The sequence below is a fragment of the Fuerstiella marisgermanici genome, from assembly GCF_001983935.1.
Classification (GTDB): domain Bacteria; phylum Planctomycetota; class Planctomycetia; order Planctomycetales; family Planctomycetaceae; genus Fuerstiella; species Fuerstiella marisgermanici.
Map to the genome: position 1 here is coordinate 2,395,148 of NZ_CP017641.1, position 25,431 is coordinate 2,420,578.

14 protein-coding genes are annotated in these 25,431 nt (G+C 56.1%); 8 read left to right on the forward strand and 6 right to left on the reverse strand.

Annotation, left to right across the window (positions count from 1 at the left end; translation table 11 throughout):
• Positions 1 to 3: 3 nt before the first annotated feature.
• Positions 4 to 1,137 (reverse strand): PP2C family protein-serine/threonine phosphatase, encoded by a 1,134-nt coding sequence (locus tag Fuma_RS09085; RefSeq protein ID WP_077023854.1) that lies wholly within the window; start codon positions 1,135 to 1,137, stop codon positions 4 to 6.
• Between the two features lie 354 nt (positions 1,138 to 1,491).
• On the opposite strand from Fuma_RS09085, the gene Fuma_RS09090 reads away from it, so the two are divergent.
• The gene (locus tag Fuma_RS09090; protein WP_077028192.1) at positions 1,492 to 2,841 is read left to right on the forward strand and encodes a Gfo/Idh/MocA family protein; all 1,350 of its coding nucleotides are present in this window, start codon (positions 1,492 to 1,494) and stop codon (positions 2,839 to 2,841) included.
• Positions 2,842 to 2,892: 51 nt separating this feature from the next.
• On the opposite strand, the gene Fuma_RS09095 is transcribed toward Fuma_RS09090, so the two are convergent.
• A complete protein-coding gene (locus Fuma_RS09095) occupies positions 2,893 to 3,561 on the reverse strand; it encodes a molybdopterin-dependent oxidoreductase (RefSeq protein WP_077023855.1) in 669 nt (222 codons plus the stop codon).
• Between the two features lie 583 nt (positions 3,562 to 4,144).
• Between Fuma_RS09095 and Fuma_RS09100 the strand changes: the two genes are divergently transcribed.
• Together Fuma_RS09100 and Fuma_RS09105 are read left to right on the forward strand one after the other, a co-directional pair.
• Positions 4,145 to 6,298, forward strand: a complete 2,154-nt coding sequence (locus tag Fuma_RS09100; RefSeq protein WP_158520919.1) for a DUF1549 and DUF1553 domain-containing protein — start codon at positions 4,145 to 4,147, stop codon at positions 6,296 to 6,298.
• 6 nt (positions 6,299 to 6,304) lie between these two features.
• A complete protein-coding gene (locus Fuma_RS09105; protein ID WP_077023857.1) occupies positions 6,305 to 7,660 on the forward strand; it encodes a DUF1501 domain-containing protein in 1,356 nt (451 codons plus the stop codon).
• An 11-nt stretch (positions 7,661 to 7,671) separates the two neighbouring features.
• Here the strand turns inward: Fuma_RS09105 and Fuma_RS09110 are convergent, their stop codons facing one another.
• The gene (locus Fuma_RS09110; protein WP_077023858.1) at positions 7,672 to 9,045 is read right to left on the reverse strand and encodes a serine/threonine protein kinase; all 1,374 of its coding nucleotides are present in this window, start codon (positions 9,043 to 9,045) and stop codon (positions 7,672 to 7,674) included.
• Between the two features lie 460 nt (positions 9,046 to 9,505).
• Between Fuma_RS09110 and Fuma_RS09120 the strand changes: the two genes are divergently transcribed.
• From Fuma_RS09120 to Fuma_RS09130, 3 genes are read left to right on the forward strand one after another with little or no spacing between them, the layout of a single operon-like run.
• Positions 9,506 to 14,290: a PVC-type heme-binding CxxCH protein gene (locus Fuma_RS09120; RefSeq protein ID WP_145944069.1), complete on the forward strand. Its 4,785-nt coding sequence runs from the start codon at positions 9,506 to 9,508 to the stop codon at positions 14,288 to 14,290.
• A 58-nt stretch (positions 14,291 to 14,348) separates the two neighbouring features.
• A complete protein-coding gene (locus tag Fuma_RS09125) occupies positions 14,349 to 15,209 on the forward strand; it encodes a tetratricopeptide repeat protein (RefSeq protein WP_077023861.1) in 861 nt (286 codons plus the stop codon).
• A gap of 44 nt (positions 15,210 to 15,253) precedes the next feature.
• Positions 15,254 to 15,949 carry a putative signal transducing protein gene (locus Fuma_RS09130; RefSeq protein WP_077023862.1) on the forward strand — a complete coding sequence of 232 codons (696 nt, stop codon included), beginning with the start codon at positions 15,254 to 15,256 and terminating at the stop codon, positions 15,947 to 15,949.
• Between the two features lie 217 nt (positions 15,950 to 16,166).
• On the opposite strand, the gene Fuma_RS09135 is transcribed toward Fuma_RS09130, so the two are convergent.
• Entirely contained in the window at positions 16,167 to 18,053 is a 1,887-nt protein-coding gene (locus Fuma_RS09135) for a hypothetical protein (RefSeq protein ID WP_145944070.1), read from the reverse strand.
• A 213-nt stretch (positions 18,054 to 18,266) separates the two neighbouring features.
• Positions 18,267 to 19,859, reverse strand: a complete 1,593-nt coding sequence (locus Fuma_RS09140; RefSeq protein WP_077023864.1) for a hypothetical protein — start codon at positions 19,857 to 19,859, stop codon at positions 18,267 to 18,269.
• Positions 19,860 to 19,980: 121 nt separating this feature from the next.
• Here Fuma_RS09140 and Fuma_RS09145 point away from each other — a divergent pair, with 121 nt between their 5' ends.
• Entirely contained in the window at positions 19,981 to 21,831 is a 1,851-nt protein-coding gene (locus Fuma_RS09145; RefSeq protein ID WP_145944071.1) for a MutS-related protein, read from the forward strand.
• Positions 21,832 to 21,837: 6 nt separating this feature from the next.
• Here the strand turns inward: Fuma_RS09145 and Fuma_RS09150 are convergent, their stop codons facing one another.
• Positions 21,838 to 24,006, reverse strand: a complete 2,169-nt coding sequence (locus tag Fuma_RS09150; protein WP_077023866.1) for a PDZ domain-containing protein — start codon at positions 24,004 to 24,006, stop codon at positions 21,838 to 21,840.
• 427 nt (positions 24,007 to 24,433) lie between these two features.
• Between Fuma_RS09150 and Fuma_RS09155 the strand changes: the two genes are divergently transcribed.
• Positions 24,434 to 25,261, forward strand: coding sequence for a hypothetical protein (locus Fuma_RS09155; RefSeq protein ID WP_077023867.1), 828 nt, complete (start codon positions 24,434 to 24,436; stop codon positions 25,259 to 25,261).
• The last annotated feature ends 170 nt before the right edge of the window (positions 25,262 to 25,431 follow it).

Here is a 25,431-nt window from a genome sequence, read left to right on the forward strand (position 1 = left end):
ACGTTATTCTGCCTTCATCACGACAACCGTCATGTCATCCGCCGGCACGTCCGATTCTGCGTATGTCATCGCCGCCGTGAATAGATTTTCGACGATTTTGGCGGCCGAATGGTGCCGGTTGTCGGAAATGCAGCTCAACAACCGTTGGTTGCCAAACATTTCGCTGCCGGACGGAGTTTCGGCAATACCGTCTGTCGGTATCACGAGAATATCGTCGGTCGCCATCCGAAACGTATCGCTTTGAGAGTAGTCGAGTTCCGCGATCAGACCGATCGGCAACTGATGAGTTGTCAACTGCTGCGGCCCGTGCTTACGCATCACCCATCCGGGGTGCCCCGCGTTAAAGTATTCGAACGTGCTGTTTTTCGGGTCGTAGATCACCAATAGCAGCGTCACGAACATTTCGTCCGACGTACTGGCGTAGATCAGCCGATTCATGGCCGACAGCATTGCCGACGGCTGCGATTTCACATCCGTCAGCGTGTGCAGACAGGCACGTGTTTCTGCCATGACGATGGCCGAAGCCATCCCATGCCCGGATACATCACCAATCGCAACCAGATGACGTCCGTCCTGCAGTTGAATGAAATCGTAGTAGTCACCACATCCGATTCCGGCCGACCGGATGCCGGATGCAATATCTAAACCGCAGATTTCAGGCGGGCGACCCGGGTACATTGAATCCTGAATTCTTTGAGCGGCCGCCAATTCACTTCGAGCATTGATCAGTTCACGCTCCGTGATGCGGCGAGTTGACCGTTCCATGGCAAAGCGGACGCTGCGAGCCAGCGTTTGAGCGTCGTAGTGCGTCTTTTGGACGTAGTCGTCGGCACCAGCCCCGACTGCTTCGATGGCGGTTTCTGCGTCTTCCATGCCGCTTAGCACGACGATTGGCGTGCCGTTGCATTTCGCCGCCAACCGGTGAAATGTTTCCACGCCGGAACAATCGGGTAGGTTCAAATCCAGCAGGACGACGCTGAATCGCCCGGTGGCCAGAGCGTCAACGGCGGTGGAAAGCCGGTCGACGCGAACAACTTCCACGCCCTTCATTCCAACTCGAAGATGAGCTTGAATGAGTCCTGCGTCGGCAGAATTGTCTTCCACCAACAGTAATTCAAATGACGAATCCGCCACCATCCCATGACTGTCTTCAATGAAAGCCGCAGCTCTCGGCCTCGAATTTCCACTGAGCTCCGATACCGATGTCGCCCCTCGCAGGGCGTCCACATGTGTACCCTAGCGGTTGCGCATCGAAAACGCTATCAGACAGGCTGTTTGACCGGACCCGTTGGGTCCATGCTTGATCGACGAGCCGAATATTGTTTGATAACGTGGTAGCCGACGATGGTTCTATTCGGCACAGGCGGTTCGCGTGCCGGCTTGCAGCGAAATTCAAACGGCCTGGCGAGCGATCGTGCCAGAGTAACCAGTGGTCTATCGTCTGGCTCCTCTTCAGCAGGCGAACACTCTTTTTTGCAGAAGGAAATGACGATGCAGCGACGAACCTTCCTTTCCGCTTCCAGCGCCACTCTGTTGGCTGGCATCGCACCGCGTCTGCACGCTTCGGGTGCTCGAGCCCCGCGTCGCGTTGGGTTGATCGGTGCTGGCTGGTATGGCAAGTGTGATCTGCTGCGACTGATTCAGGTGGAAGACGTTGATGTCGTCGGGTTATGTGATGTCGACAGCCAGATGCTTTCCGGCGCTGCCGACATCGTTTCGCAGAGGCAGAAGTCAGGGAAGAAGCCGAACACGTGGTCGGACTATCGTCAAATGTTGAAGGACGAGCAGTTCGACATCATGCTGGTCGACACTCCCGATCACTGGCACGCTTTGCCTGCCATCGCCGCGATGAATGCCGGGTGCGATTTGTGGGTTCAGAAACCGATCAGCGTCGACGTGGAAGAAGGTCACGCGATGCTCACGACCGCTCGTAAAACCGATCGCGTCGTGCAAGTAGGAACTCAACGCCGCAGCACGCCGCATCTTATTGAAGCTCGCGATCGCGTTGTCAACGAAGGGCTGCTGGGCGATATCGGACTGGTCGAGTGCTACTGCTATTACCACATGAGATCTCAAAAGAATCCGCCGGATTCGATGCCGCCACAGCATCTGGATTACAACATGTGGACTGGCCCCGCGCCGATGCGACCGTTTAATGAACTGGTTCACCCGCGCGGTTGGCGAGTGTTTATGGAATACTGCAACGGCATTGTCGGCGACATGTGCATTCACATGTACGACATGGTGCGTTGGATGCTGGAACTGGGCTGGCCGACTCACATCAGCAGCAGCGGCGGCATTCTGGTGCAGACGGATGCCAAAGCGAACACCACTGATACTCAAACGGCCACCTTCCATCACCCCGACTTCCCCGTCCTTTGGCAGCACCGCACGTGGGGCGACGCTCCGGATAAAGACTATCCCTGGGGCGCGACGATTTACGGCAGCAAAGGCACGCTAAAGCTAAGCGTACACAAGTACGAATTCACGCCGCGCGGTAAGCAGAATCCGACCGTGAAGGGTGACGTGCTGATGGAGCTGGATGAATACCCGGAAGATAAGACAGAGGAGCGTTTGGAAAAACATGTGGCGCCAGCGATTCGTGGTCACATGAAAGATTTTCTGTCGTGTATCGATTCGCGAAAACGTCCGGTGGCCGATATCGAACAGGGATACATTTCCACCGCCAGTTGCATTCTGGCCAACATCGCGCTGGACGTTGGGCGCACTTTGCAGTGGGATCCGAAGACTCACAAAGTGGTGAACGACACCGAAGCCAACGAAAAACTCAGCCGCCCCTATCGAGCTCCATGGGAACATCCCAAGCCGGTTGATGTGTAGAAACTTTCGGCGAATGGCAAGCTGTAGTGTGGGCCATTTTGGCGGATCGTATTACGCGTCGCGGTAGCGTTGTCCCAGCCAGGGATCGCCGTTGTCGTGGTATCCGAGTCGTTCCCAATAACCGGGCTGATCGTCCGCCGTCAGCGTGATCCGATTCACCCATTTAGCACTCTTCCACGCGAACAGCCGCGGCACGACTAACCGAACCGGGCCGCCGTGATCAGCATCAATCGGTTCGCCATCGTGAGTATCCGCCAATAACACGTCGGATTCCAATAGAGCAGCCAGCGGCACGTTGGTGGTCCAGTTAGCATCGTAGGCGCCAACGACGGCAAACTTCGCAGCGGCTTGCACTTTGGCCCGTTGCAGCAAAGTCGATAGCGAAACGCCCTCCCAAAGATTGCCCAGCCTCGACCATGCCGTCACACAATGAAAATCGGCAAAGACTTTGATTCGCGGTAGCTCTCGAAATTGTTCCAGTGAAAAGGTGAGTGGTTCTTCGACCAGTCCATCGACCGTCAGCTGCCATGTGGACGAATCGATTTGGGGCACAGCGGTGGCGTGCAGGACGGGCCATTTTCGAGTGCGATACTGGCCGTCCGGGACACGGTTGTCGCGTTGAGTGTCAGGAGAAACGACCACGCCAGCCGTGGGGTCATCAGCAACGGGAGCGTCGCCGCGTTGATACTTCGGATCCGTTTGGGGGCTATAAAGAGCCATCGCAACTCCACAATAATCGGGTGAGCTGGCCAGAGTTCGTCATCTGCATAGAAATTCGACTACGTCACGCATTGTCCACTGTGGTTGACACCATTCGCGGTCGTGGAATCAGCCGCGTCCGTTCAATCGTTAATTAAACGATACTAACTGGACAGCGCCACCTTCGGTCATTGGGCCGTGTTTTGGGTAACCCGATGCGTAAGCGAGGGATTCGTCGCAACTCGATCCCTCGCTTACACTTCGGGTTACCATTGGCACCAACAGGGCGCTGTCCAGCCAAGAATATTACGCTATGAAATGCCTTCTGCGAAATGACGCAATTAAGAACGATTGAAGGGAGAAAAATATGGGACTTGCCAAGTCCGGGGCCCAGTGACGATATACACGAACAGGCAGGAGTGAAACCACGGCGAGATTACAGAATTCGCGATTTGCCGACGAGACTTGCGACGCGAACGTTTTGCTTTTGCCGTTCCCCCGTGTTACGATATTGACGCACGGCAACCGCCGTGTCCCTCCACCTTATCCCACCAAACTCTGCTTCCGATGCCGCATGCTTGTCTCCCGCACAATCATGGTCCTGATGTTCATTGCGCTAAGCAACAGTTTGCACGCGAGTGAACCGACCGTCGACTTCCAAAACGATCTGCAACCGATCTTCACTCGGTTCGGGTGTACGACCGGACCGTGTCACGGAAAGGCTCGCGGACAGGGCGGCTTTCAACTGTCTTTGTTGGGATTCGATTCCGACTTCGACTACGAAGCGATCGCCAAAGAAGGACGAGGACGGCGCGTCTTCCCGGCTGCTCCGGAACTTAGCCTGCTGCTGCAGAAACCAACTGGCCAGGTACCTCACGGTGGCGGCGTACGTTTGGAAGCGGGCGGCGAAGAATACAACCTGATTCTAAAATGGATCAAAGAAGGCATGCCGCGCAAAGTTAAATCAGCACCCAAGCTGGTTAACGTGACGGTATCTCCCGACGACATCATTCTAAAAAATGAGCAGTCTCAGCCGCTGAAAGTGACGGCTCACTACGACGACAACACCACACGCGACGTCACTCGCCTGGCCAGCTTTCAGTCGAACGAATCGCCGATCGCTTCTGTCAGCGAAGAGGGTTTGATCACGGCAGGAACGATCACCGGCAACGCGGCAATCATGGGCCGCTTTATGGGGATGATCGGAATCTGCGACGTCGCGATTCCTCGACCGGAAGCTGTCCCCGCCAAAGAGTACGAGCAACTTCCTCGCAACAACTTTATCGACGACCTTGTCTGGACCAAGCTTCAGCAACTTAACATAACGCCGTCCGACATTTGCGACGACGCGACTTACCTTCGCCGAGTCACCACCGATATCTGCGGCCGAATTCCGAAGCCGGACGAAGTTCACAAGTTTCTTGAAGACTCATCGCCGGACAAGCGTGCTCGCTTAGTTGACCGTCTGCTGGAAGAACCGGATTTCGCTGACCATTGGGCGAACAAGTGGATGGACCTGCTCCGTCCGAATCCGTATCGCGTCGGCATCAAGGCCGTCTTGAACTACGACCAGTGGATCCGCGAACGTTTTCATCAACGCATGCCGTGGGACCAGTTTGTTCGAGAACTGATCACGGCCAAGGGCAGCACCTTCCGCAACGGCGCGGTGACTTTATTCCGCGACCGACGAAGTCCGGACGAAGTTGGTACGCTGACCAGTCAGTTATTTGTGGGCGTTCGACTGGACTGTGCCAAGTGTCACCATCACGTGTTTGAAAAATGGAGTCAGGCCGACTTCTACAGTTTCGCAGCGTACTTCAAGAAAGTCGGCCGCAAAGGTCGTGGCGTGTCGCCGCCGATTTCAGGGTCTGAAGAATTCATCTACGCGGGAACCAAAGGTAGCGTTAAGCATCCGGTGACCGGCGAAGAAATGGAACCTCGCCCATTGTGGGGAGACGACACCGTCGATCCGGACTTGCTGGATCCTCGCGACGCTTTGGCCGAATGGATGACCTCACCGGACAACGCTCAGTTCGCTCAGGTATTTGCCAATCGAGTATGGGCTGACCTGATGGGGCGTGGCTTGGTTGAACCGGTAGACGATTTTCGAGCCACCAACCCCGCCAGTAACCAACCGCTGCTCACGGCCTTGGGAAGTCACTTCCGCGACGAAGGCTTCTCTCTGGCCAATTTGATTCGCACTATCGCGGCATCGCACGTCTATCAGCTGAATTCCGACATCAACGAGCGAAACGCGGCAGACAACCGCAACTATTCGCGTCACTACCGGCAGCGGTTGCGAGCCGAAGTGTTGCTGGATGCGGTGGCTGACATCACCGGGATGCCGCAGTCGTATGAAGCCATGCCGCCGGGATCAACCGCCAAGCAAATCTGGACGCACCGCACAACGTCGCTGTTTCTGGATACGTTCGGTCGTCCCGATCCCAATCAGGATCCGCCGTGCGAACGGCAGCCGGAATCAACGGTCGTGCAGTCTTTGCATCTGATGAATTCAGAAAACATGCACAACGACCTGGTGAATGATAAAGGCAATGCGGCTCGGCTGGCCGATTCGAAAAAAGAAGCGCCTGAGTTGACTCAGGAAATCTATCAGTTGATTTACGGAAGAAATCCGACCGCCAACGAAATCCAATTGGTGGCGGATCTGCTGTCTGCAGAGAACGCTGACCGCCGCCAGGTGATCGAAGACGTGATGTGGGCAATGTTGAACACACCCGAGTTTGTTTTTCAGAATTAGGTTGCCATGAAAAAAGTACGAACAAGCAAACGAAACTGTGAAGGAACAACTCGGCGCGACTGCCTGCAATATGGGCTGGGTGCGTTGCTGGGCACAGGGCTGGTAGACAGCCTGCGTGTGCGAGGCGAATCCGCAAAGCATGGCGGAGGTCCCGTCGCGACTGCCAAGCGTTGCATCCTGATTTGGATGGACGGTGGGCCGAGTCATTTCGAAACCTTCGACCCCAAACCCGACGCGCCAGCCGAATTTCGTGGTGAGTTTGGTGAAGCGAAAACCAGCATTCCTGGCGTTCAGTTTTCAGAGCACATGGTCAAGCTGGCTGCGACGCTGGATGACTTTTCTATCATCCGATCGATCCGCCACAACCAGGGCAATCATGGTGCCGGCAATCACTACATGATGACTGGCGCCCCACCGCGGATTCCCGTGGGTTGCGGTGCCTTTGTCAGCTTCCATCCCAGCATCGGATCGGTCGTTGCAAAAGAACTGGGCAAAGATAACGGTCTGCCGCCCTACTTCAGCATGCCTCGCATGTCGCGCTCCGGCGGCCCCAACTTTCTGGGCGCGAAGTACGCTCCATTCGTAGTAGGCGACAATCCGAATAGCGACAACTTTCGAGTTCGCGATGTCGCGTTACCTAAAACTCTGTCAGAGCTGCGTTTTGATAGCCGTACAGATTTGCGTTCGAAGATCGACCGCATGGTACGACTGAATGAAGAAGCAGCAGCCGACCCTGTCTCTGCGTTCGACGAATACTTCGAGCAGGGCTACAACCTCGTGACGTCAACGCACGCTCAGGCCGCGTTCGATATCGCTCAGGAACCGGACGCCGTTCGTGATCGTTACGGTCGCGATTCATTCGGACAGCGATGTCTGTTGGCTCGCCGTCTGGTTGAAGGGGGAGTTCCATTCGTCACTGTGTACGATGGCGGCTGGGACCATCACCGCAACATCTTCGACGCATTGCGCAAGCGTTTGCCTTCCTGGGACAATTCGGTTGCCACGCTGATTCAGGACTTAAAAGAACGCGGCATGCTGGAAGACACGCTGGTTGTCGCGCTGGGTGAATTCGGTCGTACGCCGAAGATTTCAACACTGTCTGGCGAATCAACGCCTGGCCGAGACCACTGGGCGAACGCAATGTCTGTGTTGATGGCTGGCGGCGGAACACCAGGCGGCACTGTCGTCGGTGCGACCGACCGCAAAGGTTATTCTGCAGTGGACGCCGTGAAGTCGCCGGAGAACTTTGTATCCACGATCTACCACAAGCTGGGCATCGATCCCGGCAAGATCGTCTACACTCCGGAAGGCCGACCGACTCACCTTGTGAGCGACTCAACGCCGATCCGCGAACTCATCTGACGGGCGTGTGTTTAGTTCGGCACCGCGTACATCGCGGTGGGTTCTTCGTGATCGATTTTCGACGCCTGGCCGAATTCCGGTGACGTGTCTTCGTCGCTGGCTGAAGTCTGAATAGATTCACGGTGTTCGACGCCTGATATTCCAACCGTCGATTCTGCATGCTCTTTCCACCAGTCTTCCGCGAACTGCCACGACCATTCCGAACCGCATTCGCAGGTTTCCAAAGCGGATCGTAATTGTCGAGCCGAATCGAAGCGGTCATCAGGCTCGCGAGCCAGGCATTTCAGAATGATGGCTGCCAGATCGGCCGGGACGTCGATTCCGAGTTCCTCGAACGCGGGCACGCTGGCGGTTGCATGAGCCACAATCAGCATGATTGGGTTTTCGTCGACGTATGGTGGGCGACCGGTCAGAAGAAAGTAGGCAACAGCTCCCAGCGAATACAGATCGCCCCGCGAATCCGGCGTACGACCAACCGCCTGTTCGGGACACATAAACGAGGGTGAACCACGAAGCGTGCGACTCACGTTATTCAGTTTGATTGGTTTCTTGGTGAACGTCGTCACCAGACCGAAGTCCAACAGTTTAACCACGTCGAACGACTGACCTCGTTCAGTCAGAAAGATGTTGCTGGGTTTGATATCTCGATGCACCAGACCTGCACAGTCCGCTTCGTGCAGCGCGTCGCAAAGCTGCTTCAGAAGATAGACAACTCGGCCAGGCGGCATCGGTCCAAACTGCTGGACGTGATGCCACAGGTTCATGCCCTTCAGATATTCCATGACGTAATAGAAACGGCCGTCGACGGATGTGCCGTAGTCATAGATTTCGATAGTGTTCCAGTGAGTCAGCCGGGCCGTCGCTTTGGCTTCGCATTCGAAATTGGCCCGCATCTTTTCATCGCGCGCGTTGCGGGGATGAATGAGCTTCACCGCACAGTCGCGTTTCATCAGATGGTGTTCGGCTAAAAACACTTCGCCCATTCCGCCGGAACCGAGCCGTTCTTTAAGGACGTACGGTCCGATGGTTTCGATGCACGGGGCAGCGGCCGGGGCACTTTGGCTTGCACGCACCAACTGGCGAACAGCAACCGCGCCGGCAACTACTGTTAACAGCACAAGGATGATGGTGGGAGAATGTCGAGCGGCAAACTCTGTCCACAGTTGCAGCTGAGGAAACAGCATTGCAAAGCCCACGCTTCCGGTGAACACCAGAATCGCGGCAATGGCAAGCTGAACTTCGCCTGAACGGAAGACTCGCAGTTGCGTCACGAAAAACTGATCAAACGCCGCTCTCAGGTTGGCACTCGGCGCGACGCCATGAGACGCAGCGATGGCGGAGCCGCTAGTCTTGGCTATATCTTGCTGAGGGAGTTGAGTGGACATTTCGAATTTTCAACGGGACGTTGTCGCTTACCCCTGACTCGGGGAGTCTATTGGGGCGTAGGGCAAAGCAAACTTAGCTCGAAGCCATCCGCAAATTGATTCGTTCTGCGAAAAGCGGTGAATTCTGGCAGCCGTGAGTCGGCAAAATCAAAAACAACGTCACGCCAACGCAAACCGCACTCATAGCCGACGAATTTTGTTAGTGATTTCCCCCGTTCGTGGCGACCGTTGGCCGAATTTGGCAAAATACGGGGCTGGTTGCTGACGCTTTCAAACGCATCAGCGACCATGGCGCAAGAGTCAGGATTCCGCTTCCTCGGTGCTTTCCACCGTTCGAAGCGACGCAACAAAGAAAACGCCCGACGACCACAGATCAGACACCTGTACGCCTAAACACCAGTCGCTCGTCGATCAGTAGCAGCCCCGTTCGTCTCATCCCCATTCGCAAACTACGACTGCCATGCCTCAGTACCAAAGTTTCTTAGCCGCCATCCATACGATGGTGCTGTTCGCGATTCTGCTGTCAGCCACCGCGACGCAGGTTGCCGCAAACGATCCGCAATCACCGACTCTGGATACGTTTAAGCGTCAGCAACTTTCCGACGTCTATTTTTCTGAAGGCGCATCAGCGGGCGACATCAATGGCGACGGCGTGGCCGACGTGGTGTATGGACCATATTGGTTTGAAGGCCCGGACTTCGCCGCGAAGCACGAAATCTATCCAGCGGTTCCTCAAAATCGAAAAGGCTACGCAGACAACTTTTTCAGTTGGATTCATGACTTCGATGGCGACGGAGCCAACGACATTCTGACAGTCGGCTTTCCTGGCAAACCCGGTTATGTCTACCGCAACCCGGGGAAGGACGGCCTGGACGACTTGTGGGAACGTTTCGAAGTGATTGATTCTGTCTCAAACGAATCGCCGCAGTTCACAGACCTGAACGGCGACGGTGTGGCAGAGCTGGTCTGCAGTCGACACGGAGCATACATCTACGCGACTCCTGGCGACGATCCGTTTCAGCCCTGGAAGATCACAGCGATCAGCGGCAAGGTGGCCCCCGTTCCGTTCGGCCACGGTTTGGGAGTTGGCGACGTCAACGGCGACGGACGACAGGATGTTCTTGCCCGTAACGGGTGGTTTGAGCAACCTAAAGAACCTGCCACTCAACCAGCAGCGCCCGGCCTGGAACAATGGCACTTCCATGAGTTCAATTTCGGAGCAGCGCCGTCAGACATGTTTGCGTATGACGTAGATGGGGACGGCGACAACGATGTCATCACCGCGCTTAGTGCTCACAACTTCGGACTGGTGTGGTACGAAAACACGCAAACACTTTCGAACGGCGACGTGAAGTTTCAACAGCACGTCATCATGGGCGACAAGCCGGAAAACAATGCGTACGGACTCGTCTTTTCCGAACCGCATGCCGTCAAACTGGCCGACATCAACGGCGATGGCCTGCAGGACATTGTGACGGGCAAAACGTATTGGTCGCATCATACTAAGAGTCCGATGTGGGATGCGGGAGCGGTCGTATACTGGTTTGAGCTACGTCGAAGCAAAGATGGCGAAGTTGAATTCGTGCCGCACAAAGCCGACGGCGAATCGGGCATTGGTCGCGGACTGTTTGTCGGCGACATTAACAACGATGACCTTCCCGATATCGTGACCGGCGGCATGAAGGGAGCTCACGTGCTCACCCATTCACGCCGGACCGTCAACAAAGAAGAATACGAACTCGCTCAACCGCAGCGGCACAAAGAACTGGCGGCCGGCCTTAGTCCGGAAGAAGCGGCTAAGAATATGACCGTTCCCGCAGGCTTCAAAGTTCAACTGGCGGCCGGCGAACCGATGGTCCACCAACCGGTGGCGATGTGCTTTGACGCCAAAGGCCGACTGTGGGTCGCGGAAGCTCATACGTATCCTCAGCGAGCTCCCGAGGGCGAAGGCAAAGACAAGATCATGATTTTCGAAGACACCGATTTGGACGGCGTCTTCGACAAATCAAAGACCTTCATCGAAGGGCTGAACCTGGTCAGCGGCCTGGAAGTGGGCTTTGGCGGTGTGTACGTCGGAGCAGCTCCGTACTTGATGTTCATTCCGGATCGTGACGGCGACGACGTGCCGGACAAAGTCGCCGCCGACAACGGAGTCGCATCTGGCCGCCAACACGTAAAGTTCCCGAAAGACGTTCCTCCCGGAGCCATCGTGCTGCGCGACGGCTTTGGCTGGGATGATACTCATGAGACACTGAATGCGTTTATCTGGGGGCCGGACGGTTGGTTGTATGGCTGCCACGGTGTTTTCACACATTCCAAAGTTGGCAAGCCGGGTACGCCGGACGATCAACGAACCGGTCTGAATGCCGGTGTCTGGCGGTACCATCCGACCAAAGACGAGTTCGAAGTGTTCGCTCACGGAACCAGTAATCCGTGGGGCGTTGACTTCAATGATCACGGCCAGGCGTTCATTTCTGCCTGTGTGATCCCTCATCTGTGGCACATGGTTCAGGGAGGCCGCTACCACCGACAGGGCGGTCAGCATTTTAATCCTCACACTTACGACGATATCAAAACCATTGCCGACCACGCTCACTTTACCGGCAACATTCGAGACCACGCGTGGTGGGGCCATGAACCGGGCATCAACGCATCGGTCGATCAGGCCGGCGGCGGCCACGCTCACGCAGGAGCCATGATTTATCGCGGCGACAACTGGCCGGATAGCTATCGCAACCAGATGTTTTTTAACAACATCCACGGTAACCGTATCAACTGCGACATTCTGCATCGCAAAGGATCAGGCTACATTGGAAGCCACGGCAAAGATTTGATGAAAGCGAACGATCAATGGTTCCGTGGCATCAACCTTCGCTACGGCCCGGACGGCAGCGTGTACCTGATTGACTGGTACGACAAAAACGCGTGCCACCGCAACAACCCTGAAATCTGGGACCGCAGCAACGGCCGCATTTACCGAATCAGCTACGGTGAAAGCAAACCTCAGAAGGTGAATCTGGAAGCACTGGAATCGCTCGAATTGGTCGAGTACCTGTTCCGCAAAAACGCGTGGTATTCCACGATGGCACGGAAGATCTTGCAGCACCGTGGCGGTAACGAAAAGCTGTGGGACGCCATCGAAGGCGGCATGCGCGCGAGCGACGCGCCGGATGATTCGTTCTATGGAACCTCCACATTCCTGCAGGGGCTGTGGGCCATGCATGTCACCGGTGGGCTGTCGGATGGGAACGAGTTTGCAGAATCGTTTCTGGATTCACCGCGGGAATATGTTGCTGCGTGGAGTATCCAGCTCGAAATGGAGAACCGGCACGTCACGCCAAAGACGCTGAAAGAGTTTGAACACCTTGCTCGCAAAACCGATTCGGCCGCCGTGCGTATGTATCTCGCGTCTGCACTACAACGTCTGCCACTGGAACAACGTTGGACGCTGGCCGAGAACCTCGCGGCTCACGGCGAAGACGCGGACGATCATAACATTCCGTTGCTGCTGTGGTACGGCGTTGAACCGCTGGTGCCGACGGATGCAAAACGAGCCATGAAGCTCGCGTTGAAATCCAACATTCCCCTGTTGCGGCAGTACGTTGTCCGCCGAGCGTCCTCGCAGAACGACACCGTCGGCGCTGTTGTCGCCACATTGGCCACGTCGAAGGATCCAGACCTGATTAAGCTGATCCTGGACGAAATGCTAGCGTCGTTTGAAGGTCGAGTCGACGTGCCGATGCCGGACGCGTGGAAGCCAGCATTCTCTTCGCTTTCCAGCAACGCTCCCGGCGACGCAGCAACTCAACAGGAGATCACCGACAAAGCCAATCAGTTGGCGGTTATCTTTGGCGACCAGCGAATCTATCCGCTCATGCGAAACCTGCTGGCCGATGCCGATCAGGATATCAAGCGACGTCGCCAGGCTCTGGACGTGTTGGTCCGAGGCCAAGACAAAGCGGCTTCCGACGTGTTGCTGTCGGATTCTGTGCTGAAAAACGAACAACTGCAGGCTGCGGCCGTAAAGGCACTTTCCACCGTTGGCAACGACGATGTGCCTTCCAGCTTGCTGACCAACTATAAGTCGTTCGGCGAAGCGACTCGCAACGACGTCGTCAGCACGTTGGTGTCGCGGCCGAATTGGACATCTGCACTATTGAATGCGATCGGTAACAAGACCGTGCCTGCCAGCGACCTGCATGCTTACCACGTGCGACAGATACTGGCCTTCAAAAACGATTCCATCAACGGTCTGCTGAAGAAGCACTGGGGCGAAATTCGCGAAACCAGCGCCGACCGCAAACAGCAAATCGCGACGTGGAAGCAGCAACTCACTCCGGACACACTAAAGAAAGCTCACCTGGGCAACGGCCGTCGAGTCTTTAAGAAAACGTGTCAGACCTGCCACAAGCTGTTCGGGACCGGCGGTGACATCGGGCCGGACATCACGGGATCAAACCGAGCCAACCTGGACTACATTCTGGAAAATGTACTCGACCCAAGCGCGGTCGTGGGCCGCAGTTATCAGATGACAACGGTTGTATTGGAAAGTGGCCAGCTTGTCAGCGGTCTGCTCAAGCAGGAAACCGATAGTGCACTGACGATTCAGACCATCAACGACAAAGTGGTTGTGCCGAAAAGCCAAATCGATGAACGCAGCCTCAGCGACGTTTCCATGATGCCTGAACGACAGCTTGACGCTTTATCAAAAGACGACGCTCGTGACCTTATCGCGTACCTCGCCAGCCCGGCACAGCTTGCACTGTCCGGCCCTCCTGCGCCGATTGACTCAGAAACCGGTAAGGTGCTTGGTGCGATCGAAGGCGAGAACATGAAGGTTGTGGAAAAGACGAATGGGTCGACTCGCAACCAGAAAATGGGAGGCTTCACGGCGGATCGCTGGAGTGGCAACGATCAAATCTGGTGGAACGGCGGCAAACCCGGCGACCGCCTGGCTCTGGAATTACCTGTCCCCGAAGACGGCACGTACACGATCGAAATTGTCTTCACCAAAGCACGCGACTACGGCACTATCAAGCTGTCGATCGATGACGCGGTGCTGGAAGATTCACTCGATCTGTTCGACGCTAAACAGGTCGTGACCACCGGAGTTCTAAGCTATTCCGGCGTGAAGCTATCGAAGGGCGACCGTCGGCTGAATGTGGAACTGATCGGGGCGAATCCGAAGGCGGTGAAATCGTACATGGTGGGAATCGACTTTGTACGCCTGACTCAGGACAACTAGGCCTGCGTCCGCTATCTTACGCCTCAATCATAAATCACGTCAGCAAGGTAATACAAAAATGGACAGCCCCTGGATTCGCACAACCACCACCGACACCTTTCGTCAGGACGTCATCGACCAATCCAACGACGTGCCGGTCGTGATCGATTTCTGGGCCGAATGGTGTCAGCCGTGTCAGCAGTTGATGCCCATTCTGGAAAAGCTGGCGACCGAATTCGACGGCCGCTTCATTCTGATGAAAATCAACGTCGACGAACTGCCGGAAATCGCCGGCGCGTTTGGCGTACAGTCAATTCCATTTGTCCTTGCCATGATTGATGGCCAGCCTGCCAGCCAGTTGCCTGGCGTGATGCCGGAACCTCAGGTGAAGGAATGGCTCGAATCATTTCTGCCTTCGGCCGCGATGGAAGCCTACAACTCAGGTTTGCAGGCCGAAGGAACGGGCGACCTGGAAACCGCTGAAGACTGTTTCCGTAAAGCCGCGACCATGGAAGCCGATGTGCCGCAGTTTCAGATTGCGTTGGGCCGCACATTGTTGGCTCTTGATCGTGAACTGGAATGCGCCGAAATTGTTGAGCAACTCGAATCACGCGGTTTTCTGGAACCCGAAGCGGAATCGCTGAAAGAACAATTGGAACTGAGATCCAATGTCGAAGATTCCGGCGGCATCACGGCCGCTCGCACAGCTTTGGAAGCCGATCCGAATAACGTCGGACTTCAGATTCAACTGGCGGAAGCGTTGAGCGTCGAAAAGCGATACCCCGAAGCCTGCGACTTACTGTTGAACGTCATTCAAACCGATCGAACGGAAGTTCGTGACAGAGCGAAAGACGCCATGGTCACGATCCTGTCAGCGATGGGCCCCAAGTCGACTCAAGCGGGCGAATACCGTCGCCGCCTTGCCACGGCGTTCTATTAAGCTGGTCGTTACAGCGAATCACGCTGTAGAAACGGAACCACTGCATGGCTACAAATGCTTTATGTCGAGTTCGGACGTATTCTTCGCCGAATATCGCTCAACTGGCACATGCCGCTTTGCAAAATCACGGGCTTGAGTGTGCGATTGATGGCGACCAGATTGCGACCACGCTGTCGTACTACGGTCACGCGGTGAACCGAGTCAACCTGCTGGTCCATGCAGACGATGCGGCGCGAGCTCGGGCAATTCTGGATCAGTTTGAAGCCGATCTCAATCAACCTGATCGGCAACCGTGGGATACTCAAGGACAGGGCTGGGTTTGCGCCGAATGTCGCGAAGTGAACGCGATGGCGTTCGACGAATGCTGGTCATGCCACCGCGACCGCCCTGACAATCCCGAATTCGGTCCGCTGGAAACAGACACCGCCGATATCCGAATTGAAAAACGACCGGGCTCCGCCGCGCCCACGCCTGCGCTGGAAGACGACTCTCCCTACCGAGTTCCTCGGTCAAGTCACGCCGTCGTTAAAGTCGCGCCGCAGAAGGACCTGATACGTCGAACGGTCCGAGCGTCCATCATCGCGGCTTTCTTCGCGCCGCTGGTCATTTACAGCCTGTACCTTGTCGCACAGTGCCTCGCTTACAGCAAAGTGCCGCAGCGAATCTACTGGTGCCTTGCCTTGAACATCGCCACGTTTGTTTTTTACGTGGGTCTTGCGCTGGCGATGTTTTCGAGGTAGCTGCTTAGTACGTGACCTGGCGGTCCTCATGCACCTCGCTCAGCGCAGCGCCGGGGGAGGTCGGACGCAGTGAAGCAACGTCCGGCAGCGGGCGGCGCGAACGGACAGCCTGCGAACAGAATGCAGTTCCCACGTACGATCGGCCCTCCCCCGATCTTGCTTCGCTTGATCGCCCCTCCCACAAGAATTGCGGGAGGGGAGCAAGCTGCCGAACCGATCAGTTGGCGGACTCAGCCTCAGCTTCTGCAGCAGCCGGTGGCTTGATCAGGATGACGGTGTGTCGCACGTAGCTGTTTTCGTTCTGGCCGGGCTGAGTCACACTTAGCCTGGATTCAATGAAGTCAAACTTCGACACGATGCGGCCGATTGGGGGCAGCAACTGAAGAACATCCTGCAACGGGCCGAGGTCCGGACCTCCCTGACCGCCCTGGCCGGCCATCGCCATAATCATGGGCAGCATACTGCCGAACTGCTGCATCGCCTGCCCGGCCTGGCGGATGGACTGACCAATGTTGCTGTAGCTAATGGCATTTACATCGCCGGAAACTTCCAGCCCGAATTTCGCAAACTGATCCGTCCCCGCAAAGCTGTCGTGCTCGCCGGCTCGCGTATCAAGCACTGTCTGTACAGCGTCGACATGCGACCCCATCGCCATCCAGCCATCCTGAAAACCGAACACGGGAGTCAGGCCACCCATCATCATCAACAGGTTGGCGCGAATTACTTCGAAGCCTTCCAGTTGTTCAGATTCTTCCAGCGTGATGCCCTGAGCCTGTACCTGAGGAATCTCCTGAAGTGCATCGAACGCGCGGTGGATCAGCTCCTTCACGCGATCCGGCTGACTGCATCGGGTGAAGCTGACAGATTTGGACGACGGCCCCAGCGGTGTGGGCGGTCCGGGCATAGCAATCGAAACCGATTCTCCGGAGAAACTCTGCAGAATGTCTTCCCGAAGATGAACGTCGAACTGATCCTGAATCTGGTCCCACTTCGCAAACGCCTGCTCACTCTCCGGAAAGATTTCGGGAATCTTTGTCGTGATCCAGTCGTACAATGGAGTCACGGTGGCACCCGTGTTTAGCGAGAAGCTGCTGGCTTCGGCGGGAACCCATTTGCTCCAGTCACTAAACAGTTTCTGGTTGGCAATCATTCCCCCAACCACCATGTTTTTGTGGCCGCTTACGGCTTCACCATAAGTGGCTGAACGGTTTTGATAGCCTTCGGTGTATTCCACTGTGACTTCGTGATCAACGATCAGAAGTTCGTCCAACAGTGAATCAATCAACGTCGCGATCCGCAGCGCTTCGTCATTGCCCGCTCCGACACCGCGGATGAAGGCGATCACACCGTCAAGTTGTTGAGCCAGCGTTTTGCCGTCGAAAAAGACCAGAGCGTCCTCGGCTTCCGGAAGCTGGCTGAGTGCTTTCTTGACGCGTGGGTCGTCGAACTTCGATTCTGCACTGGGATCGTCCAGCAGCGTCAACGCCTGCTTTGCGAAGTCGGTTCTCGTGCTGAAGATAAACAGGTCACCACGCACGCCGATAACGGGTGACATCGGAACCTGAGGCGGCAGTTGCAGCGTGAGCAGCGTGGCGTTGGCGTGAGTCTCTTCAACCAGATTGATATTGTCTTTGCCCGCTTCGTCCGCCATTGCAAACAGGTTGCCTAGCCCCTGTTTCAGTGACGCTGCTCCGTCGTCAGGGAAACGAGCGATCACGATACTATGCCCGACTGGGCCATCCAGTTTTTGGCCGTAGATAATCTCTTCCAGTTCCAGCAGCTTTTTCCACTGCACGGGCTCAAGAGCTTCCTTCACGGTATCACGGAACGCCAGCATCTTGCCGACGTCGTTTTCAGCCATTCGAGCCTGAATGAGCTGAAACGTTTTTTCGATGATCCGGGTCTCTTCAACCGCGTTCCAGACTTCCGCGTAATGCTCACGCTGATAGTCGCGTTCCGAGTTGTGCTTGCCGTATACAGCCAGAAAAACGTCGGGCGGCAGAGCGTCTCGCAGATCTTCAGCCGTCGCTCGATTGGTAATGGCAGGAGCCGCCGCCGCGACAAGTAACACGGCGGTCATGGCAGAGTTAGCCCAGGTTTTCATACGCTTCTCTCGTGAGAATGGGGATACGGTGGTCGTAGAGCAAGACATGTCGGGATTCGCCGGAAAGGTCGCGATCCTGGCAGAAATAACGAATTCTCGCGCAAGACGGATCACTCGCATTTGAACTTCTCGCATTCGTCACTGCATCTGCGGAAGGGGCAATTTGATGGAAAAGTTGCGACTCTGCGGCCAAAAACAGCCTTTTTCGCCCGTTTAGTCCGCGTCGAACGTTGTTCCCGTCCGCTGAAACACGACTGCCTGACTGTCTTTGTATCGCAGTCGAAATTCGTTCGCCGCCAGCAACCGCTCAATCAAATAGCGGTTCCGCAACCGGTCTGTCACCACAAGATCGACGTCATAATCGTTTAACAGTTCGATCGCCCGACGCTGGCCCAGCATGATGTGCATGTAGTCAGACCACAATTTTTCCGGCATCACGTGAACGTGCAAATTCACAAACGGCATCACACGTCCGTCGGTCGCGTAGAAAACGTAGCCCGCCCATTCGGCTGGCACAAACACGGGGTTGCGTGGTGCAAGGGACTTTGAGTTCAGAAACTCGGCCATTGTGATCGGCGTGCGTGACGAAAGCAGTTTCGTCGGCGATAGCGGACTCCCGCCCAGCGTCTGAACGCCAAGGTTGCTGAAGGCAAAGGCGAGAAAGCAGATTCCAACATTCGCTGCCGTAAAGAGGGCTCGACGGTCCGGTGACTTCGCGGCTTCTCCCGCTGAATCCGATTTCTTATGCCGCCAGCGCTGCCACGCAGATGCCGCATGCAGTCCTAACGCCACACCGACCACGGGACCAAACCAGTTCAACATGCGAGACGACCAGACGGCCAGTCCGCCAAACACAATCAGGCTAAGCGTGAGTTCCAGCTGCAATCGCTTTGGACTGAGGACCGTGGCAAGAACCAGCAGGCAGACCACAATCAGCGTTGCCTTGCCCTGCTTCATGCTCAAGGTAAGCGGCCCCCATTCGTACATCGACTGAATATTTTGCAGCCCACCGATGCGTAAGATTTCGAGATACACGCTGATACCGTTTGGGGTCAGCAACGCGGCCGCCGCACAGACGGGAATCAGCCATAAGAGGCGTTGGACGGCGTCGCAACGCAGCGCGGCGCGAACTGACTTCGACGTCCACCAGGCTTTCACAGCCTGGCCTGCCGCCCAGACTCCCATCAGCGTCAGCCCCATCGCGAACGAACCGTGCAGATTCGCCCACGCCACGAATAGCAACGGCACCATGCAGCGAACCCAACGGCGCCGCAGTTGATCCGTCGCCAATAGCGCGAGCACCACGGAATAGAATGTGACGCCGACAATTTGAGGGCGAATCACCAAAAACTGTTGCCAGTTGACCGCCAGCATCGCCCCAACGGCAATGACTGCACCCAACGTCGAACCACTATTCTTCCGCACAGCCTGGCCAACGGCAGCCAGACCGATCACCACCAGCAAGCCATGCCCAAACTGCAAAGCGGGCAGACCGAGGCAGGTCGACGAGAGCACGGCGGCCATGAAGACCTGTGCTCCCCACGCGGTATTCACCATCGGCGCCCCGGCTGCCAGCGGCACAAGCGGTTCGGTCGTCGGCAATGCCCCAGTTTGCAGCATCTTCCGCCCATAGTTGACGTGATCCCACAAATCCGTGTGCCACAGCGGGCGGTTGGCGTAGCACAGCACCAGGATGCCACTCAGAACAAACGTAAACGCGACGGACGACGCCGACATTCGCGGCCAGCGACGCGAATTCTGCAAGTCAACGGTTGAGCGATGATCCGAAATTGGTTCGTGTTTCATTTCTCAAACAGCGGGGAATGCAAATTTCTGCCGACGGAATGCGGTTCTGACGTAGCAGATTGTACCTCACATCGACGAAACTCCCGTCAAAACTGCTGTGCGTTCAATCGGGAAAAGTAAATTGTCGAGCCAAGTGGATGATTCTGAAGACTCGTCTGTCACACGCCTAACTGCGGATGCTTCCGTTTCAGCGGCTCAGGCGGAGTATCAGCTCCGTCTGTCGTCGTGGCGAAAGCGAGCGAACGACGTGCGATCGACCGATCGGCTGTTCACACGGCTGCGGCTGGCCGCGTTTGCCGCCGTGATCGGTGTGGGCTGCATCTGTATCGGCGATCCGGATGTGTCGTGGCTGTGGATCTTCGCACCACTGGCTGTTTTCGTGCTGCTGCTGCGGCTGCATGAGCCCGTCGTCAGGAAACTTCGTCGCGCCGAAGCGTCTCAGCAATACTACATCGATTCGTTGGCTCGACTTGCCGGTCTGTGGAAGAATGCAGCCAGCGACGGATCGCGATTCATCGACGCTCAGCATCTTTGGTCGTCGGACCTGGATATCTTCGGAACGGGCTCGCTGTTTCAAAAGCTAAATCAATGCCGCACGCTGCCTGCGAAACGCAAGCTCGCCGGCTGGCTGACAGAAGTGCCTACGGCGGAGGTGATTACAGAACGACAACTGCAGGCGGAATCGTTGCGTGAGCATCTGGACCTGCGCGAACGACTGGCCGCCATCGAAACCGACGTCGACTGGGCGGCCGCTGAAAAGACGCTTCAAATCTGGCTGACTCAACCCGCCGGAAAATTTCCGAAATGGACATTGTGGGCTGCTCGCCTGGTTGGAGCCGCTTCGATTGTGGTGGTGAGTCTGGCGATGGCGGGCGTGGTGAGTATCACGTACATCCTGCTGATGCTGATGTTGCAGGGGCCGTTTGTGGTGATCAATCGTCACCGCATTAAGTCTGTGATGGACGAAGTGGATGACGTCGACAAAGCTCTGCGACAGCTTGCAGAGGTAACTCAGCAGTTCGAAACGTATCCGCTTAACGAAAAGAGCCTGCAGCAACTTCAGAATCGATTGACGGCTGACGGCATCATCGCGTCGGAACGAATTCAACAGCTAAGTCGCCTGGTGCAATGGCTTAACAATGCTTTGCGGAACCAGTTTTTCATCCCCGTCGCGTGGGCGCTGGGATTATTCATCCATCTTCCTCATCGCATCGAACGCTGGCGGACGTGTCACGGTCAGCGAGTGACCGAATGGTTGGACGCAGTTACAACGCTGGAGGTCGTGACCAGTATTTCCGGGTTCAACTACGAACAACAAACGTACACGCTGCCGACAATATCTGAAGACGTCAAACACTTCGAAGCGAAAGAGCTGGGCCATCCGTTGCTGAACCCGTCGGAATGCGTTCACAACAACGTATCGCTCACCGAACAACAACCACTGATGCTGATTAGTGGATCGAACATGTCCGGTAAAAGTACGCTGCTGCGTTCGGTGGGAACCAATCTGGTACTCGCCTTCTGCGGTGCTCGTGTGAATGCGACGTCTCTAAACGCCTTCCCATTTCAAATCGGAACGGCCATGCGCGTCAGCGATTCGCTGCAGGAAGGCCGTTCGCTGTTCTTTACCGTTCTGCAACGTTTGAAGGCAGTGGTTGATCTCGCCAGCACCGAACGCCCGGTGCTGTTTCTGCTGGACGAAATTCTTAGCGGCACCAACTCGCACGACCGCCGCCGAGGTGCAGAAGCGGTGATCAAGACACTCGTCGAACGAGACGCCCTGGGAATGGTCACCACTCACGACCTGGCGTTGACTCGCATTGTCGATTCTATGGATGGCAAGGCGGTGAATATGCACTTTGAAGATCAGGTGGTCGATGGCCACATGACCTTCGACTACCAGCTGCGCGACGGCGTGGTCGAACGCAGCAATGCGATCCAGCTAATGCAGATGATGGGGCTTGACGTCTGACAGACCTTACGGCGTTTCGCCGTTTTCCGGCTGCCCCGCGTTGCCGCCTGAAGATTGCAGTTCTGCATCCACGGGTTGTTGTTGAGGTCGCTGGTGATAGGTTGCGAACTTATCGTCGGCGATTCGGATCAAAGGATCGTCGACCTGAACGATATCACCAACTTTGACATACACCTCCTGAACCAGCCCTTTGTTATCGGCTGAGATCTGATGTTCCGTGCCGTCGGGGAACTCAACCGTGGCCACGACTGTGCCGGTGGGCTCGATCGGATCATCCTTCGTCACAAGAACTTCCTTCACCGTCGCTCGGTTGCTGACATCAGACAAACCACGAGGGACACGAACGGTAGGGCCGATTTCTCGAAGACACAGCACATCACCGGTCGACGAGATCAGAATGATCTGGTCAGTGATCGAATTGTTGAGGTGTACGGCGTACCCTGGCACGGCTACGCGTCCCTGCATTTCCGACGTCGCTCGATCGTATGCCACAAGACGGTTTGTCCGGTCGAGGCCGAAAACAGAAAAGCGGCCAACGGCGGAAAGACTGGTAATTCCATCCACGACCCACTGTTCAACAGGAATTGTCAGCTGCAGCGTCTGCAGCGATACCGTGGGAACTCCCGTGGGTTGCAACGGTTGCTTTTCTGTTGTGAGTTCAATTTTTGCTGGCACCACGGTGCCGTCTCGAAGCAACTGCAGTGTCAGCGTTCCAGGAGCCGCCGCGGCAGTGGCTTGTTGAGCTTTTTCGACAGATTCGATCAGCTCGTCACCAATTCTTACCAGGATATCGCCTTCCTTAAGACCGGCTTCCATCGCGGCAGAATCACGAACGACGCCGGCCACCACAACATGTCTGGTCAGTGTTTCCGTGTCCGAAATCTGTAACGGTGAATCGCTGTCCTGTTCCATCAGCTGCATACCGGTCGACACGCGAATCACTTCGATGGGACGGTTGAACCGCAATGGCAACCGGCTAATGACTTCTTTCGCGACAGTCACTGACGCGGCGGGTGTGCGATTGACGGTTACCAGCAGATCACCGGCCTGAAGTCCCGCCTGATCGGCTGGCGACCCGGGCACGACGGTCGTCACTCGGACACACTGTCCTCCGACACTTAAACCAGCCTGCAACTGAGGATCGATTTCGGCGTCGACCATGCCGGCCCCAATCAGGACTGGTGCCTCGTACAGCGGAATTTCAACAGGTCGGCCCCAGAACGTTTGGGCCGGATCACGTGAAAACTGAGTCAGCGTTCCGTCGACGGCGACGACAAACAAATCGTCGCGGACCGCGATTGGTGCATTCTTCATCGGGCGACCAAGCGGGTACGTCCATTGAACGTCCTGAGCCGGTTGGCCGTCTTCAATCCTGTCCAGGTCCATCAACTCAACACTAAACACGCGATGAGTGTCGGTCATTGCGATGATGCTGGACGACCGGGCGTTGTCAACGATTGCCAGCGGCGCGCTGATCGGCCCCTTCAGAAACAGTTGATACCGCGATGTTCCGCGCTGAACGCCTGACGTGTTGACGACGTGCAGATTTCCTGACTGTGTGGCGAACGCGACAAACTGCAGACCAAGAACTGGCGGATGCACAATCTTTTCGTTGCAGATGAACCGCCATGCCTGTGGAAGTGCGACGCCCGGCGGCAGCGTTCCAAACCGAAACTGATATTCCAGTGTGGCCGTTTCGTAGGCGTACAATGCTCCGCCGGTTATTGGCACATAGAAAATCCCTTCCCCCATCACCGGTGAAGCGGAAGGCTGTCGTGGCAAACGAAATTCCAGCAGCTGAGTGCCTGAAAACTTGTTGTAGCCATAGACCACCGGACCGGCGACGACAATCACGGTGTCCTTGTTCGACACAGCGGCCATCGCAGGTTCGTCACCGCGACCGATTTGAGTCGACCAGAGCTTCCGACCATTTTCGGCGTCGAATGCTGTGAGCATGCCGGACGACGATTGAATGTAGATATTGTTTTCGTCGTTGCTGACGTGAGCCACAACGTCGCGGCGGACATTCAGCACGGCCTGGCTGTTCCAGCGAACTTCCAGCCCCAGCGGATCCAGTTCCTGTGCCGACGGTATGTCCGCCGCCTGAATGAATCCGGGCAGTAAAGTGCACAGTACGGCCAGAGTGAAGTTTCGAACGTCGAAGTTTCGATGCATAGCGAGTTGTCTTACGCGGTCGTTGAGGAAAGCTTCAGCAGATACAGGATCATACCCGCTTAACGAAAGGCAACTCCAGAGTTGTACGCTCGTTTTCGCCGTCCCAGGCAATTCTGGCACGTGCGGTCCGGTTGCGAAAGAGAATCCAATGTTCCAATGGTCAACAAATCTTCGCAATTGGCATCATCGACAGATTCGCCGCCGGCCGCAGCCCCTGCCCGTCTTGCTCTCCCCGCTTTTCAGACGCCCGACGGCCGATTTTGCCGTTCCGGCGATGATTCCTCTTGCTTAACTGCGCCAAACTTCGACAAACTATCTGGAACGCGAGTTTGCTTCGCTTTCTGCCGAATCAGAAATGGAAGGCTGAATAAGCGCCCGAACGCTGCGTTCACTGATCTCCGCACCTCCACACGAGGCCCTGCACCCAATGCGAACTTCTGTCAATTCCTGTCTGTTTTGCCTGGCGACGATGATTGCCGGCACCTGTTCGCCCACTCTGTACGCTCAGGGCCTGATCTTCAATCTGCCGCAGGACGGAACTGGCGTCGAGTATGAGGGCGAAATTGCGTACACGACGGTGCGTCCCGACTTGGCAGAAGGCAAAGAGACGATCACCAAGGCCCGTGAACTGAGCATCAAGTCGGTCGGCCGTGAAAACGCCGAGTGGGATGGGCAGGTTCAACCGTGCCGCTGGATTGAAATCAAGGTCAACACCGGCAACGCGGGCGAAGCCGGAATTGACCCCGGACCTGTGGGTTCGCGAATCTACAAAGTGCTGGTCCCGGAAAGCAAAATCCTGAACGCGTCTTCAGATAACAATGGCATTCCCAACATTATGCTGCCAATCGTCAAAGGTTATCGCCGAAGCGGAGAAGCTCAGGTCCGCCCAATCAGCGCTGAAGCCATCGCCTTTTACCCTACGATTTGTCAGTTGATGAACTATCCCGATCCACAAGTCGTCTCGGCCAGCGAAACGCCGCAAACCAAAGCGGCCAACATGTCGTTCAACTCCCAGCATCTGTTGGGCAAAATCGTGATCGAACGACCGGAAAGCCGGTCCACCAATGAAGCTCATTTTTGGGTGTCAGAAGAAGTGCCCTTCGGCCTGGCTCGCTGGGAAGTCACCGTCACTCGTGAACAAAAAGAATCGACCGCAACGCGAGACAACTTCCAGGAAGTCAGCACGACAACCAGCACAATGTCCGTGCGTAAAGTGCTGCCGGTCGCGGAAAGTGAACTCATCATTCCCCGCTGATCAGTGGAACATAAAGCGTGTTGGAACGACGAAACGTTGTCTGGTTCTGAACCGCCAGCTCTGGATTCTGTCGTTTTCTTGGCCGAGTGTGAATTTGATAGTCACGTGACACTACAGCGTTTCACACTGACTTATGGCCGCGGAAATCGTTTTTTGTCCTACGTGGGCCG

What these genes read in the sequence shown, in the direction of transcription:
- Fuma_RS09110 (WP_077023858.1), bottom strand. Translation starts at nt 9,045, where the DNA reads ATGTCCACTCAACTCCCTCAGCAAGATATAGCCAAGACTAGCGGCTCC.
- Fuma_RS09125 (WP_077023861.1), top strand. Translation starts at nt 14,349, where the DNA reads ATGGACAGCCCCTGGATTCGCACAACCACCACCGACACCTTTCGTCAG.
- Fuma_RS09130 (WP_077023862.1), top strand. Translation starts at nt 15,254, where the DNA reads ATGGCTACAAATGCTTTATGTCGAGTTCGGACGTATTCTTCGCCGAAT.
- Fuma_RS09135 (WP_145944070.1), bottom strand. Translation starts at nt 18,053, where the DNA reads ATGAAAACCTGGGCTAACTCTGCCATGACCGCCGTGTTACTTGTCGCG.
- Fuma_RS09155 (WP_077023867.1), top strand. Translation starts at nt 24,434, where the DNA reads ATGCGAACTTCTGTCAATTCCTGTCTGTTTTGCCTGGCGACGATGATT.
- Fuma_RS09120 (WP_145944069.1), top strand. Translation starts at nt 9,506, where the DNA reads ATGCCTCAGTACCAAAGTTTCTTAGCCGCCATCCATACGATGGTGCTG.
- Fuma_RS09105 (WP_077023857.1), top strand. Translation starts at nt 6,305, where the DNA reads ATGAAAAAAGTACGAACAAGCAAACGAAACTGTGAAGGAACAACTCGG.
- Fuma_RS09090 (WP_077028192.1), top strand. Translation starts at nt 1,492, where the DNA reads ATGCAGCGACGAACCTTCCTTTCCGCTTCCAGCGCCACTCTGTTGGCT.
- Fuma_RS09150 (WP_077023866.1), bottom strand. Translation starts at nt 24,006, where the DNA reads ATGCATCGAAACTTCGACGTTCGAAACTTCACTCTGGCCGTACTGTGC.
- Fuma_RS09085 (WP_077023854.1), bottom strand. Translation starts at nt 1,137, where the DNA reads ATGGTGGCGGATTCGTCATTTGAATTACTGTTGGTGGAAGACAATTCT.
- Fuma_RS09095 (WP_077023855.1), bottom strand. Translation starts at nt 3,561, where the DNA reads ATGGCTCTTTATAGCCCCCAAACGGATCCGAAGTATCAACGCGGCGAC.
- Fuma_RS09140 (WP_077023864.1), bottom strand. Translation starts at nt 19,859, where the DNA reads ATGAAACACGAACCAATTTCGGATCATCGCTCAACCGTTGACTTGCAG.
- Fuma_RS09100 (WP_158520919.1), top strand. Translation starts at nt 4,145, where the DNA reads ATGTTCATTGCGCTAAGCAACAGTTTGCACGCGAGTGAACCGACCGTC.